This window comes from Proteiniphilum sp. (genome assembly GCF_040307845.1).
Classification (GTDB): domain Bacteria; phylum Bacteroidota; class Bacteroidia; order Bacteroidales; family Dysgonomonadaceae; genus Proteiniphilum.
Window position 1 is genome coordinate 38,671 of sequence record NZ_JAWRIS010000007.1, and the last position, 14,675, is coordinate 53,345.

The 14,675-nt window shown below is 43.1% G+C and carries 11 protein-coding genes; 4 read left to right on the forward strand and 7 right to left on the reverse strand.

What is annotated here, in order from left to right; all coding sequences use genetic code 11:
• Positions 1-418 precede the first annotated feature (418 nt).
• Positions 419-1,786, forward strand: coding sequence for a fimbrillin family protein (locus ABV001_RS01510; protein WP_352421175.1), 1,368 nt, complete (start codon positions 419-421; stop codon positions 1,784-1,786).
• Between the two features lie 59 nt (positions 1,787-1,845).
• Here the strand turns inward: ABV001_RS01510 and ABV001_RS01515 are convergent, their stop codons facing one another.
• Positions 1,846-2,547 carry an SGNH/GDSL hydrolase family protein gene (locus ABV001_RS01515; RefSeq protein ID WP_352421176.1) on the reverse strand — a complete coding sequence of 234 codons (702 nt, stop codon included), beginning with the start codon at positions 2,545-2,547 and terminating at the stop codon, positions 1,846-1,848.
• A gap of 330 nt (positions 2,548-2,877) precedes the next feature.
• Between ABV001_RS01515 and ABV001_RS01520 the strand changes: the two genes are divergently transcribed.
• From ABV001_RS01520 to ABV001_RS01530, 3 genes are all read left to right on the forward strand, one after another.
• Positions 2,878-3,984, forward strand: coding sequence for an efflux RND transporter periplasmic adaptor subunit (locus tag ABV001_RS01520; protein ID WP_352421177.1), 1,107 nt, complete (start codon positions 2,878-2,880; stop codon positions 3,982-3,984).
• Between the two features lie 5 nt (positions 3,985-3,989).
• Complete coding sequence (locus tag ABV001_RS01525; protein WP_352421178.1) at positions 3,990-7,043, forward strand: efflux RND transporter permease subunit; 3,054 nt, start codon at positions 3,990-3,992, stop codon at positions 7,041-7,043.
• Between the two features lie 228 nt (positions 7,044-7,271).
• Positions 7,272-8,666, forward strand: a complete 1,395-nt coding sequence (locus ABV001_RS01530; protein ID WP_502929816.1) for a TolC family protein — start codon at positions 7,272-7,274, stop codon at positions 8,664-8,666.
• A gap of 113 nt (positions 8,667-8,779) precedes the next feature.
• On the opposite strand, the gene ABV001_RS01535 is transcribed toward ABV001_RS01530, so the two are convergent.
• The 6 genes from ABV001_RS01535 to ABV001_RS01560 form a co-directional block, all read right to left on the reverse strand.
• On the reverse strand, positions 8,780-9,856 hold the full coding sequence (locus tag ABV001_RS01535; protein WP_352421180.1) for a DUF3810 domain-containing protein: 1,077 nt from the start codon (positions 9,854-9,856) through the stop codon (positions 8,780-8,782).
• Between the two features lie 216 nt (positions 9,857-10,072).
• Positions 10,073-10,630, reverse strand: coding sequence for a DUF3267 domain-containing protein (locus ABV001_RS01540; protein WP_352421181.1), 558 nt, complete (start codon positions 10,628-10,630; stop codon positions 10,073-10,075).
• A gap of 127 nt (positions 10,631-10,757) precedes the next feature.
• Positions 10,758-12,680 (reverse strand): carboxypeptidase-like regulatory domain-containing protein, encoded by a 1,923-nt coding sequence (locus ABV001_RS01545; RefSeq protein WP_352421182.1) that lies wholly within the window; start codon positions 12,678-12,680, stop codon positions 10,758-10,760.
• A 119-nt stretch (positions 12,681-12,799) separates the two neighbouring features.
• Positions 12,800-13,495 carry a hypothetical protein gene (locus ABV001_RS01550; RefSeq protein ID WP_323424005.1) on the reverse strand — a complete coding sequence of 232 codons (696 nt, stop codon included), beginning with the start codon at positions 13,493-13,495 and terminating at the stop codon, positions 12,800-12,802.
• 230 nt (positions 13,496-13,725) lie between these two features.
• Positions 13,726-14,046 (reverse strand): hypothetical protein, encoded by a 321-nt coding sequence (locus ABV001_RS01555; RefSeq protein ID WP_323424006.1) that lies wholly within the window; start codon positions 14,044-14,046, stop codon positions 13,726-13,728.
• A gap of 212 nt (positions 14,047-14,258) precedes the next feature.
• Positions 14,259-14,393 carry a class IIb bacteriocin, lactobin A/cerein 7B family gene (locus ABV001_RS01560; RefSeq protein ID WP_352421183.1) on the reverse strand — a complete coding sequence of 45 codons (135 nt, stop codon included), beginning with the start codon at positions 14,391-14,393 and terminating at the stop codon, positions 14,259-14,261.
• Positions 14,394-14,675 lie beyond the last annotated feature (282 nt).

The window sequence follows — 14,675 nt, forward strand, 5'->3', positions numbered from 1 at the left end:
TGATTTGATAATTTAATAATTTTCGTCGACAATATATCATATCTCTTTTCTTTAGATTCAGTCGTATTTAATTGTACGACTGAGTCTTTTCATTGTTATAAGAGTTGTGTCAGGTTTAATCTTTTTTATATATTTTTTCATTAATAAATTTGGACGTTTACTATATCATTCCGTAATTGCATTCCGTTTCATTTTGGAAACGGAATAATATGAATTGATTGCCTTTTTTCGCCGTATAACTGTGTATTGATACGCCGTAGAGTGTTGTTTGAGGATTGATGCCGCGTAATTCGCCTTTTTACTCTTAGATGGCTGCTTTTATTTTGACAATCATCTTTAGAGGTTCTCCTATTTATCTTTTCTATTTGAATACCATCCTAACCAGGTGGCCATTAAAACCCGTTAATAAAACCAGATCATGAAAACAGAAAAATTATTCACTAAAGTCAGGCGTTTTTTCGCCATGACAAAGTCCAAGCAAGCTTGGCTCTGTTCATTCGGCTTAACGAAAACGTTGTCGCTTTATTTTCTAATAAGTGTGGCGCTCTCTTCTTGCGAAGGGGATACTCCCGATCCTTTTGGCTTTATAGCCAAAGAGATTCAACTAAGTGCCACGATCGAAGGATTAAAGACCCGTGCCTCCGGCTCTGCCTGGGATAAAGGAGACGCCATTGGTGTCTATATGAAAAAATCGGGTGAAACGCTTGCTTCCTCGTCTCTCATGAAGAATGTACAGTATCAGACGACGGGCACTACCGCGTTTTCACCGGCAAAAGGTGCGAAAACCATCACTTTTCCCCTTGATGGATCAAATGTGGATTTCATCAGTTATTACCCTTACAAGGAAGACATTGCCGACTTCATCTATCCCGTTGACTTGTCCAATCAATCGGTACAAGCCGATATCGACCTCCTCTATTCCGACAATGCCAAAACCTTTCATGCGGGGAACCCGGCTGTCAATATGCAGTTCTCGCACCAACTGTCGAAAATCATGCTCCAGATAACGCACAAAATTGAATCAAGCCTGGATGACATAGAAGTCATTATAACCAATGTGTCAACAAAAGCGGATTTCAACCTGGCAAGCGGCATATTGTCTGCTCCCTCCGCCACCGGCAATATTCCATGTATGGTGTCATCCGATGGGGCAACTGCCGAGGCCATCCTTTTGCCTACAACCAACCTTAACGGGATGGAATTCTGGTTCGTGCTGGATAATGAGACATTCAAAATTCCCCTAAGCAGTGTGCCGGAGATTCAAGCTTTCAATAAATCGACCCGTTACACCTACAATATTTATTTGGATTCTGATCTGATATCCGCCATTACCACAGGAGAGATTTCCGATTGGACCGAAGGACCTTCCGGCAGTGCGACCATACCCACCACAACTGAAGACCCTCCGAGGATACCGGGTTCAAAGAGAACTCCTTACACGGTAGAAGAAGCACAAGAATACCAGGATAAAGCCGGTGTATGGGTGGAAGGGTATATCGTGGGCTATTTCTCGTTGTCCTCCATGAACAGTTTTTCGACCGATTTATCGGGCAATACCACCATCTCTCAAAGCAATCTCGCGCTGGCGACTAATCAAGGAGAGACTGACTTAGAAAAGATTATACCCGTGATGTTAGGCAGTGGAAGTGTGAGAGACAAGCTTAATCTACGGGCTAATCCGCAGAATTTCAATAAAAAAGTAAAGATCAGTGGAGATCTGGGAAGTTACCTCAGCGCTCCCGGGCTAAGGGATATCAAACAATATGAGTTCATAGGAGCGGAATAGTAAATCCGGAGTCAGGGAGTAGTTTTCAGACTACTCCCTGACAATTTTCGTCAGCAATATCATTTAAACTCCTTCCACATGAGAAGTGCCCGGGCAATGGCTGTCTCCACCAAAGGCCCCATGATGGCATATCCCTCTTTGTTGGGATGCACACCGTCTCCCGACAGTGATTCCGGCAAACCGTCCCGTTCATCAGCCATGACGGAGAAGAAATCGCAATAAACCGCCCCACGTGTGGAAGCATATTGCTTGATGCGCTTATTCAATTCCACAATCTTGGGAGCAGGTTCTAATCCGGGTCGCCACGGGTAATCATACGCAGGAAGCACCGAACACAACACCACCTGTATGCCATGCGCTTGCGCCAATTCCGTCATGGATTGGATATTGTCTTCGATCATCTCCAACGTGGTAGGACCGGTATTACCCGCAATATCATTGGTTCCGGCGAGGATCACCACTACCTTGGGCCATAGCTTAAGCACGTCCTGACGGAAACGGAGCAGCATCTGCGGTGTAGTCTGTCCGCTGATCCCACGGTTGATATAGTCACGTCCCTCAAAAAATTCGGGCACTTGCTCTATCCAACCCTGCGTGATGGAGTTACCCATAAATACCACCCGCTGGTCACATGTTTTCGCGGGTCCCAGTTTCTCGTTATCCTCCCCGAACCTCTCCAAATTTGCCCAGTCCTGGGCCTCTGCCCACAATATGCCACTCATTACAAATACCCATGTTAGTAATAATTTTTTCACGTTCATCTTATTTATTTTTTGTTGTTTTGAAGCTGATATTCGAATGTCAAAAATAGTTATTTAATCGGTGATTCGAACTACTATTCGTCGATTTATTTGAATGATATATCGATTATGAGACCTAAAAAAATCTAAAAAGAGTCTTAGTATTACTTTTTCTCTACTTTAATCGGTATTTTTGAATGTTTTTGTTAAGCTAAATGAGTAGAGACCAAACAAGTTTGGTCTCTGCCATAGCGAGAATTAACAATCGAGGAGCGAAGGCGACTCAAAACGACTGAATTTATTCGAATCTGTCAATGGGGTTAATCCATAAGAAAAGAATAACACAATTGTATGAACAGAAAAACGAAAATAATTGTTTTTGCTTCCATCGCAGTATTAATCCTGGGGATGGCATTCTTTCCAAAGATCAAACAACTGTTTAGTTCCGGCGGACAGCATAGCAGTTCTGCCCCACTTACTACAGGCGGAGGTTTGAACAGATCGACACTAATGGTAAATGCCACAGTCCTGACACCACAAACATTGAATAATATGTTTCGGATAACGGGTATCTTATTACCGGATGAAGAGGTTGACCTTACTTTTGAATCGGCAGGGAAGATCACCAACATCTATTTCGAAGAGGGATCCCAGGTGCGGAAAGGGACATTACTGGCCAAGGTGAACGATGCACCCCTTCAAGCAGAATTAAAAAAACTGGAAGCTCAATTACCCCTTGCGGAAGACAGGCTATACCGTCAACAGACACTCCTTGAAAAGGATGCCATCAGCCAGGAAACCTATCAATCGGTAGCGACACAATTAGAAACATTAAAAGCCGATATCGAATTGGTAAAAACACGCATTCAGCAAACCGAATTGCGGGCTCCTTTCGACGGGATGATCGGCTTGCGCCAGGTGAGTGAAGGCGCTTATGCTTCACCTTCAGTCGTAGTCTCTACGCTCACTAAAATCTCACCTCTCAAGATCGAATTTTCCCTCACCCAGAATTTTGTGAATACGATCAAGCCGGGAACAGAAATTTATTTCTCGGTAGAAAATGACCTGGGAGTATACAACGCCACAGTGTATGCTGTGGAATCACGGTTAGACGTGCGTACTCTCAGCCTTTTTGCCCGTGCCCGCTACCCCAATGCCGACGGGAAGATGAAACCGGGCCAGTCCGCCAGTATCCGCATCAATCTCGACCGGATCGACAATGCCATTGTCATACCCAGCATTTCCAGCATCAAGGAGATGGGTCGCGATATTGCCTATGTGTATGACAATGGCAATGCAAGAGAGGTGGAAATCGTCACCGGCATGCGCACATCGGCATCAGTGGAAGTAATCAGCGGCCTGAGCATAGGCGACACGCTGCTCACCACCGGTGTAATGCAGTTACGGAGCGGGATGCCGGTACAAATCGGTCAAATGGTGGCAAACAGAGCAGATTAAACGAGATGAACCTATCTGAATTAAGCATAAAACGGCCGGTATTGGCCACGGTGTTGGTACTGATCATCATTATCTTCGGGTTGATCGGATATACCAGTCTTCCTGTCCGCGAATATCCCAACGTGGACAATCCCATCATCACCGTTCAGGTATCCTATCCCGGCGCCAATGCGGAAGTAATTGAGAACCAGATCACCGAACCACTGGAGCAAAACATCAACGGTATCCCGGGAATCCGTTCGCTCACCAGCAGCAGTAGCCAAGGGAGTTCCCGGATCACCGTGGAATTCGAGTTGAGCGTAGACATGGAGACCGCCGCGAACGACGTGCGGGATAAGGTCTCCATCGCGCAAAGGTACCTCCCGCGCGATGTGGATCCTCCCACGGTGTCGAAAGCCGATGCCGACTCCGATCCCATCATGCAGATCACCGTGCAGAGTCCCATCCGCTCCATGCTGGAACTCTCCGAGATCGCCGACCTCACCGTGAAAGAGCGTCTGCAGACCATTTCCAATGTAAGTGCCGTGGAGATCTGGGGTGAATACCGCTATGCCATGCGCCTATGGCTCGATCCGCTTAAAATGGCAGCATACAATATCACCCCGATAGATATAAAAAATGCGCTCGACAGGGAAAACATCGAACTTCCCGCCGGAAGCATTGAGGGCGACCAGATATCCCAATCCATACGCACCATGGGATTGATGCAGACACCGGAAGATTTCAACAACCTCATCCTGGTGGAAAATGACTTCCGGGTTGTACGGTTCCGCGACGTGGGGTTTGCCGAACTCGACGCGGCCAACCGGCAAAATATCCTCAAAAGGAATGGAGTGCCCATGGTGAGTTGCGTGATCATCCCGCAACCGGGTGCCAATCATATCAATATTGCCGATGAGGTGAGGATGCGTATGGAACAAATGCGCAAGGACCTTCCGGAAGATGTGACCCTCGACACAGCGTTCGACAACACCAAGTTCATCCGGGCTTCTATCAACGAGGTGGAAGAAACCGTGCTTATCGCCTTTATCCTTGTGGTAGCCATCATTTTCATCTTTTTAAGGAATTGGCGGGTAACGCTGATCCCTGCCCTCGTGATTCCTATCTCGCTGATCGGCATTTTCTTTGTGATGTACCTGGCCGGGTTCTCCATCAACGTGCTATCGATGTTGGCCGTCGTCCTGTCGGTCGGATTAGTGGTGGACGACGCGATCGTGGTGACCGAGAACATCTTTCAGAAGGTGGAGGGTGGAATGGATCCTGAAGAAGCGTCCATCGCGGGATCGAAAGAGATTTTCTTTGCGGTGATCTCCACCACCATGACCTTGGTGGCGATATTCTTCCCGATTGTTTTTCTGGAAGGGATGACAGGACGCCTGTTCCGTGAGTTCAGCATCGTGATCTCCGGAGCGCTTATTATCTCGGCTTTTGCCGCGCTGTCCTTCGTGCCGATGCTATCCTCCAAAATGCTCACCACGGGACGCAAAAAGAATAAGTTGCATGAAAAGACCGAATTTATTTTCGATGGACTGAACCATTTCTACGACAGGTCGTTGCGGGCCTTCCTGCATAATAAATGGCTTGTACTGCCGGTCATCGTCGTGGCGGTCATTTGTATCGTTATTTTCTGGAACAGGATACCCTCTGAAATGGCCCCCCTCGAAGACCGCTCCATGGTGATGATCCGGAGTTCCGCACCCGAAGGAGCCACCTATGAGTTTATCAGGGACTATACCGAACGCATCTCGCAAATAGCCGACTCTATCGCCCCGGAAAGGGAGTCAAATATCAATATGACCCGCGGCACTTTCGGCATGATACGGCTTGTGCTGCCGGATATGCGCGAACGTGAACGCAGCCAGATGGAAATTGCCGATGCCCTCACCCTCGCCGTAAGGAATGAAACCGCTGCCCGTGCTTTCGTACAGCAACAATCCACTTTCGGTGGACGCCGCGCCGGCATGCCAATACAATATATCCTGCAAGCTCCCAATCTTGAAAAGCTGCAGGAATTCATTCCTCCCTTTATGGAAAGGGTGAATGCGAGTCCCTTTTTCCAGATGAGCGACGTGAATCTGAAGTTCACCAAGCCGGAAACAAAAATCCTCATCGACCGCGACAAGGCGGCCATGCTCGGGGTAAGCACCCGCGACATAGGGCAAACCCTCCAATACGCGTTGAGCGGCCAGCGGATGGGCTACTTTTACATGAACGGGAAACAATATCAGATACTGGGTGAAATCAACCGTCAACAACGTAATACCCCTGTCGACCTGAAAACTATCTACATCAAAAACAATGCCGGCCAAATGATCCAGATGGACAACCTGGTGAAACTCGAAGAAACGGTCGCCCCTCCCCAACTCTACCGGTATAACCGTTTCAACTCGGCCACCATCACCGCGGGATTAGCTCCCGGCTATTCGCTCGGCGAAGGGTTGGACGAGATGGACAGGATAGCCTCCGAAGTGCTGGACGACTCATTCAGGACTGCCCTGGAAGGTGAATCCAGGAACTTCAAGGAGAGCTCCTCCAGCCTGATTTTCGCTTTCGGCCTCGCCATCCTGTTGATTTTCCTTGTGATGGCTGCGCAATTCGAAAGTTTTAAAGATCCGTTTGTCATCATGTTCACCGTTCCATTGGCACTGTTCGGGGCACTGCTGTTCATGCGTGTGTTCGGTATCACGATGAACATATACAGCCAGATCGGCATTATCATGCTGATCGGTTTGGTGACCAAAAACGGGATCCTTATCGTGGAATTTGCCAACCAGCGGCAGAACGCCGGCGTCGACAAGCTCAAAGCGATCATCGACGCTTCGGTACAGCGGTTACGCCCCATCCTGATGACCAGTATCTCAACCGTCCTTGGACTGCTACCACTCATGTTTGCCAGTGGTGAAGGAGCCAACGGACGGGTCGCCATGGGTACGGCCGTAGTAGGAGGATTGCTCATTTCTACCCTATTCACCCTCTATATCGTCCCGACAATGTATGTCTATCTCTCTACAAACAGGGAAGTACAGGAGATGAAACGGTTGAAAAGGAAACAAAGTTGATTTGATGATTTACTGATGTGATGATTCTATTGTTATTCGGCTTCGCCGTTATTCGCTTCGCGTTATTCAATAGTTATTCATGCTTCGCATGTTATTTCCCGCTTTGCGGGATAATGCTCAAATTACCACCGAACAACAATTGAATAACAACTGAATTACCATCGAATAACAACCGAATTACAACTGAATAACAACCGAATAACTATCGAATAACTATCGAATAAAATGATGATAAAAAACGTGCCATTGCTACTCTTTTTCCTGCTGACCGTGCCTGCTGTGTCCGCACAAAACGGGCAAGTTCCGCCTCAGGAACAATCCGTACAACAAAACGGGCAAACAGTTCAACCGGGACAATCCACACAGCCCCTGATGGATTTGCAGGAATGCCTGAGGATCGGACTGGAAAACAATTACGATCTGCGTATCGTACGCAATGAAGAGTTGATCTCAGATAATAATGTCACATTGGGGAATGCGGGATTCCTGCCGGATGTCAGCCTGAACTCTGGTTATAACCTGCGCAACAGCAATTCCGACCAGTATCCTGCGGAGGGAGGGGAGACAATAAAAAACCGCAACTCCAATACACATACGTTGGATGCAGGTGTAAACCTCAACTGGACGCTCTTCGAAGGGTTCCGGATACAAACCAACTATCAACGGTTAAAAGAGCTGCAAACTATCGGGGAGCTGAACACACGGTTAGCGGTAGAAGATTTCATTGCCAGCCTCACGGCAGAGTACTACAATTATGTGCAACAACAGATACGACTGGGAAACCTCCAATACGCGGTTTCACTTTCCAAAGAAAGGTTACGCATCGTGGAAGCACGTTATCAGGTGGGATCGCTTTCACAGCTCGACCTGCAACAGGCAAAAGTATATTTCAATGCCGACAGCTCACTGCTTATCCAGCATTACGAAACGCTCAACAGTTCGAGAATACGCCTGAATGAACTGATGGGTGGCGATGTGGAACAGTACTTCCTCGCAAAAGATACCACCATTCTTTTGGATGCCGCCCTGTCGAAAGAAGAATTGTTCGGCCGGGCAATACAGCATAATACGGTCCTCCTGCTGAGTGATAAGAATAAAATATTAAGCGAACTGGACCTTAAAAGCCTGAGGAGCCGCAACTATCCTTATTTACGGTTAAATGCAGGCTATGGCTTTACCCATTACAACTACAATACCGGCACACTCGACAAACAACGCACCTGGGGTCCCAATGTGGGAGTCACCCTCGGCTATACCATCTTCGATGGATTCAATCGCAAAAGGGAACAGAAAAATGCCCGGATCACCGTCCAAAACCGTGAATTACAGGTCGAACGCAATAAACTGGCGTTGGAAAGCGATTTCGCCAATATGTGGATGGCCTATCAGATCAATGTAGAACTGACTAACCTGGAAGTAGAAAGCCTCAAAAATGCGGAATTGAATTACGAGATCGCCATGGAACGATACAAGATCGGCGACCTCTCCGGATTGGAACTGCGGGAAGCGCAAAACAGCCTGCTCGAAGCTGAACAGCGGCTTCTCACCGCGCAGTACAACACGAAACTCTACGAAATCTCACTGCTACAGATCAGTGGAAGAATCGGGGAATATTTGGAGTAAATGAAGAGTGAAGAGTGAAGAGTGAAGAGTGAAGAGTGAAGAGTGAAGAATGAAGAATGAAGAGTGAAGAGTGAAAAATGGATGAGAGAGGCTGGGGAGAGCAGGAGGTTTGATTATCGAAAACGTTCCATCAAAGTATCATAACTCGAAACTAATAAGCCGACTACTTCTGAATAGTTGGCTTGTCCCGAACTGATTTTATTTGTTTTCAGGTAACCGTCATATACCTTGTCCTGCATGGCCGACAAGGATTCATCTCTTGCAGCGAGCCAATGCTCCCGGTTTTGCCGGAGATCGGTGATGATTTCCGGACGGATAGACGCTCTTAATGACTCATACTCCTCGGGCAAAAACTGGTAGATATCGTTCAACAGGTACCGGAGCGTTGAAACGTACGCGCTATAGCGGATCTTTTCGTTGTCACTGTGCGCACAAATGACAAAAGCATACAAGTTCGCTTCCGATTCGAGGGCAATTCCGAACTGGTGCGCCATTTCATGCGCCAGGGTAGATGGATAGGTAAAATTAAGGCTGTAGTTATTCACATGTATCTCATTGAAGAACGGACCGAAATACCCGGAAACGCCCATCTTGGAATAGAGCGGTTCGAACATCATCGGCTTTGGGTTCCTTTTTCCGTTGGGGTAAGATATCCTTAACGGTTCGCACAACGACCGGTACAATGATTCAATTTCTTTCCGCACTTCGCTCCGGTCCATATCCCTGCAGTCGACATAGCAGAGATTGGCTTTCCCGATAAATCGGACGGTAAAATCCTTAAGGACCTCCGGATCATATCTCTTTTCCACGATATCGCTCCGGGTGTAAAAATCTTCCCTGAAATAAGCAATTCCCCAGCCAAAATAGAACCAGGCCACCATCACCGTTACAAACCGGATAAGTGAAAAAAGGAACCGTGAAAAAGATATCTTACGAATGATGGCGGACACAATCAATCCTATCAACAGCAGTACTGCCAAAACCAGGAACAGATCGTATAAAGAAAACGGGAAAATGTTGGAGACAAAAGATAATATTGCAGCCACCACCGGGTAAATCCGGCGCATATACCATTCCGAAAGCGTCGGACTGAGACTGAACAGGAAGATGAGCGCGAACAGCGCACCAGCCATGATCAACAAACGTATAAATTGCCCCTTTCCTACTCTATCTCCTCGTTTTAATCCCATGCTGCTGGAATGTTATTTTTCTTTTGACTTTTTATTGAACCTATTTTTCTCATTTTCTGAGAAGTAATAATCCCCTCTCTTTTTTGCTCCTTTTATTCAATTGGTTCGGGTCAATTATTTTTCTAAAGCGAAATTGTTGTTTACAAACAACAGTTTTGTATATTTTTTGTTGTCCATAAACAACAAAAAAAAGACACTTTCTACCACAAGTTCCCATCAGACCTCCTCTCTCTTCCGGTAAACAAAACATCCCGCTTCCGACGGGTGATCCTGCACATAAGTATCGGGATGTTCCTTTCTCAATATCCACACCACCATAAAATCACCCGCCGCGGCACCGGTAAAAAGAACGCCAAACAGCAACATCATCCCGCTGCCATTGAAAAGCGCTATCACCGCCGGAATGATTCCCAGCAGCAACGCCGGCATCAACGCCCCCAGGAAGTAGTGCTTTATCCTGAGTGGCTCCTTGCAATGGCAATAGGGGGTGAGCATCTGCCACATCACCCCGAACCGGATGCTTTTAAACCTGTTTTTGGCAAACAACCCGAAGAAGAAACCGTGGATCAGTTCATGAATGACAATACCTGCCACAAATAACAAGATAAATAGCAAGACCTGTTGTAGCGAGAGAAAGGAGTTCAGCCCCCAGATAAGATAAAAGGGAACACCGAACAATATTGCCGCCGCACCGGTAATCGCCAGCCCTACCCCATTCGCGGTATAAATGTTGATCGTTTTCTTCTCCTTTTCGTATTCTTCAAAATTCTCCATGTCGTTCACACTTTCATGTGGATAATGTGATTTTTTACACACTTTCCGCATATAACAGTGGCAAATATAGGATGTATCTATGACAATAACAACATATCCTGACATCTTTTCATCTCAGTGACTTTGTTCAGTTAAACTTTAGCAAGACCCCAAATTGTGCATTACCTACATCAAAAGAATCCCATGGAGAATTTCCATTGATAAAATTGAGATTTACATCATTGTCTTTCAATTCAATTTTCTTTTTTGAGAATAATCCACCTTTTTCTTCTTTTATCCGGAATATCTTATCAGAATGCAGATGGATATCATATAACAAGTACATACTCATAGAAAATAGCCTGCTGATTCTTTTTGATATTGATATTTGAGAGGTAATAGACTTGTATTTATATCCATAATCAAATGACACGACTTTTGAATCTATCTTTTTTCCATTGATTTGGAAAGTCATAGGATTATCATATTCACCAAGATCGGAAAAATAGCTATTACTGGAGAACATGAGAGAAGTTTCAAGAAATAAGGGCAATCCTGTCGGTTTTACATTTTTGCTATATCCAATTCCCAAATATCGTTCGTTTATAGAGATTGATTTATTAAATAAATCGGTATTCTCCTGATAGAATACGTTAATATTTTTATTGAGCTTATATCCGAATACAGTTTGAACAAGAATATTGTCATTTGTTGCTTTCTGATTGTGTTTAATTGCAAATGAATAGCCATTAGGCTGAAAAGAAATATCGTGGTGCACAGCATCTGTGCTTGCCTGCCTGTATGATATCCCGATGTCATAATGGAATTTTGTCAGAACAGAAATCACTTTCATGGCACGGATTGACTTGGCTTGGGAATCTTCTTTGAATATTTCAGTTGATTCGTCTATTGTAAACTGGAACTTGGATCTACTTTCATCTTCTCCGTCAAGGATAGAATAATCCGTCCATCCTTTTTTATTGTACTCCTCTGCCCTTGTTATCAGGGGATCAAAAAACTGTAATTGTCGCTCATAAGGAATTGGGCGAACTGAATCACTCTTTATATCAGTTGTAATAAACTCAATGGAACCATATATTCTTTTTTCATCCAATCTTCTGATATCCTCATTTTTTGTACTGTAATATTTCAGATACCACTTGCCATCAATTTCTTCATAAGCCACATTTACCGTATTTATTCGTTGTTTTATTTGTGGATGGGATGACATCGAGTTTCTATTCAGCTCAAACGATGCATAGGCAAGACTTTCTTTGTCAAGCACCATTGTCCCGTAAAGAGCCAGTGTATCTTTGGTTAGTTTCTGAAAACCAATATCATAACAATCTTTTCCCTCTAACGATTTTATGCCATTGAATATGAATTTATAATTTTTAAGGCTTTGAGGCTTGATAAAATCTGCACGTGATAATACGAAATCATTCTTAATTGTCAGGTAGGGTCCCCCGTAATATAATATTCCGGTGTCCCTTATTTTTCTTTTTCTGGATTTAAGCAATTCAACCTGTCCCGGACTATTGCTCGATTTTTGGTAGGGATCTTTATAGATGGATAGTACAGCCTCTATAAAGTCAGTCTGCAACTCTTCTTCATTTTGCACGCTCTCCCTGTAAAAACCCTCATACAGTGTGGGTATATTGGGATAATTAATTGGAATTTTGTTGTATGCCTTTCTTAATAGCGTATATAAGGTGCTATCTGGCATTACATATACTTCTGAAAGGAGATAGGTCTTTGGCGATAATTTTATTGTCACCGGAGATTTAATTTCCCTTACCAAAATACTGTCCCCATTGAACGAAACTCCTGTAAAGTATAGATATTCATCTATATATTTACTTGAAATATTTAGGGTAAATTTTCCGTTTTGATCTGAAATGGTACCAATTTGTGTATTCTTTAAAAAGACATTTATATTGGGGATGCCTCTATTGTCAGATTCATTTATAATATCCCCTTTTATAACTATTGTTTGTGAATTTACAATTACTATAAAAGCTTGCAGGAAAAGTATTAAGCATATAATTTTTAAAATTTTATCTTTTCTCATATATTGTCTTTCTATGCAATCCGATGTGAATTTAAAAAGATAAAAACACCTATTCTAAACTTTCTGAAAAAATGTTTATCCAATAATTTTCACCCTTTAGTCACAAACAACAATAGAATTCACATCATTCTCAACGAAAGCAAAAAAGAAATTCCGTTTAGTAAACAATGAAAACCCAATCCATAAAGAAATCCCAGATTCAACCTGAAATATACAAATACAATACCCATCAACACCTGAGGCAAACACATCACAAAATACATCGGGAGTATAGAGGTGACTTCAATGTCGTAATTTAAAACATGTAAAAAACCAAAAGACAAAATCATTATCCATATTATCATCCGGCCATACCTCTGCTGAATATTGTCCAATGTAGTCTGCCCTATACGATATAGAAGTAAACCTGCAAGTATTGCAAGAATCAATTTATAGTGGATGCCTTCAAAATATTTGCTACCCGACAATAATGAACTAATCACATAAGTGATAGCTCCTGCCGAGATGGCAACATGCATTCGTTTAAATGATAATCCCAATCTAAAACTCAGCTCTTCTATTAATGGCCCGAAAAAAACGACCAAAAATAGTACATATAGAATACCCTTTTTTCTAATTTCATTCTTCTCTGAATCAAGAGGATATTTCAATGACTCTGTATCTACATTAAATAAATTCAAAATAACAATCAGGGCCAGGATAACAATCACCAACGTGAAAAGAGACATCACATAAAATAAAATCCCTTTGAAGATTATCCCCTTTTTTGATAATCCATTCTTGTCATCTGATGAAATAAAACTGGATAACTTCATTGTAGCATTCTAAAGTATATATTCATTACCCAATCCCTGATTCGCTTAACTCATATAACGCAACGTGCCAATTCCCAATTAAGAACTAGATGTTACATATCATCACATCGTTGACAGTTCTAAGTTTCTTAGACGTGTCAACTCTTCGTTGACAAACCCTATAGGGTTGTGCCTTCTAAGGAAGGCAACATTATCCTTTGCTATCACTGTAGGATTACAACAAAATAATATCATCTTCGAAAATAAAGAATGATAGCCACTACTCCTGCACTAACGATAGCTGCAAATGATCTTATTAGAATTTCATTTACAGACACATTTCTAGCCAATAGAGAAGCTACAACAAGCCCCAAAGTGAAACTGGTAAGGATAATTAGCTCAGATGATAGCGTTGAGTTACCTCTATTAAAACCTTTAAAGAATAGGAATCCAATTGGAATAATAAAAATATTAGCAATCCATGGCTCAATATCATAATTTATTCGTAAAAAAATAAAAACAGCAAGTAACACAACACCAAGCACTAAACATCTATTATTCAATCGTCTCATAATCAATATTATTTTTAAATTATTTTTTCCAAAAGTATCAACTCATCAAATTTCTATGTACAAATATTTTCCCATTCAATTTATCCTAATTCTCATGGTCATGAAAGGAATAGAAATAAAGGTAGAACATATTTTGATTGATAAAAAGCACAGGAAACTAAATCCTGCACTTTTTTTCAAATCAAAACTGCGTTATAGGATAATGAAATTTACTATTTAGCAAATAAATCATTCATTTTTCCCAAAATCCACTGTTGTATCCCATAAAAAGGATTCGTAGTAATAATACCTCCATTCACTTCTTCCAACTCTTGGGCATTCAACTCCACAAATTCTAAATTTTTCATACAAAAATACATTTAAATTGCTAATAATAAAACTGTTCCAGTAATTTATTTGCGCTCTTCTAAATAACGGAGGTAAAATTAGTGGGGCTGGGTGAAATAAAATTGCACTTTACTTGATTTTTAATAGCTGTTTAAATAATGATTATTGAGTCCACTTTAAAAAGTCGCGGACAGATTATTTACTAAAAATATCACGAGCGGGGTTCAAAAACCCATTGCTATCAGGAAAAAAAATCGTATCTTGTAGGGAAAATAAGCGCAACCGATTATGTTCAGAAAGAC

What these genes read in the sequence shown, in the direction of transcription:
- ABV001_RS01550 (WP_323424005.1), bottom strand. Translation starts at nt 13,495, where the DNA reads ATGAAGTTATCCAGTTTTATTTCATCAGATGACAAGAATGGATTATCA.
- ABV001_RS01560 (WP_352421183.1), bottom strand. Translation starts at nt 14,393, where the DNA reads ATGAAAAATTTAGAATTTGTGGAGTTGAATGCCCAAGAGTTGGAAGAA.
- ABV001_RS01520 (WP_352421177.1), top strand. Translation starts at nt 2,878, where the DNA reads ATGAACAGAAAAACGAAAATAATTGTTTTTGCTTCCATCGCAGTATTA.
- ABV001_RS01530 (WP_502929816.1), top strand. Translation starts at nt 7,272, where the DNA reads ATGATAAAAAACGTGCCATTGCTACTCTTTTTCCTGCTGACCGTGCCT.
- ABV001_RS01555 (WP_323424006.1), bottom strand. Translation starts at nt 14,046, where the DNA reads ATGAGACGATTGAATAATAGATGTTTAGTGCTTGGTGTTGTGTTACTT.
- ABV001_RS01515 (WP_352421176.1), bottom strand. Translation starts at nt 2,547, where the DNA reads ATGAACGTGAAAAAATTATTACTAACATGGGTATTTGTAATGAGTGGC.
- ABV001_RS01540 (WP_352421181.1), bottom strand. Translation starts at nt 10,630, where the DNA reads ATGGAGAATTTTGAAGAATACGAAAAGGAGAAGAAAACGATCAACATT.
- ABV001_RS01510 (WP_352421175.1), top strand. Translation starts at nt 419, where the DNA reads ATGAAAACAGAAAAATTATTCACTAAAGTCAGGCGTTTTTTCGCCATG.
- ABV001_RS01545 (WP_352421182.1), bottom strand. Translation starts at nt 12,680, where the DNA reads ATGAGAAAAGATAAAATTTTAAAAATTATATGCTTAATACTTTTCCTG.
- ABV001_RS01535 (WP_352421180.1), bottom strand. Translation starts at nt 9,856, where the DNA reads ATGGGATTAAAACGAGGAGATAGAGTAGGAAAGGGGCAATTTATACGT.
- ABV001_RS01525 (WP_352421178.1), top strand. Translation starts at nt 3,990, where the DNA reads ATGAACCTATCTGAATTAAGCATAAAACGGCCGGTATTGGCCACGGTG.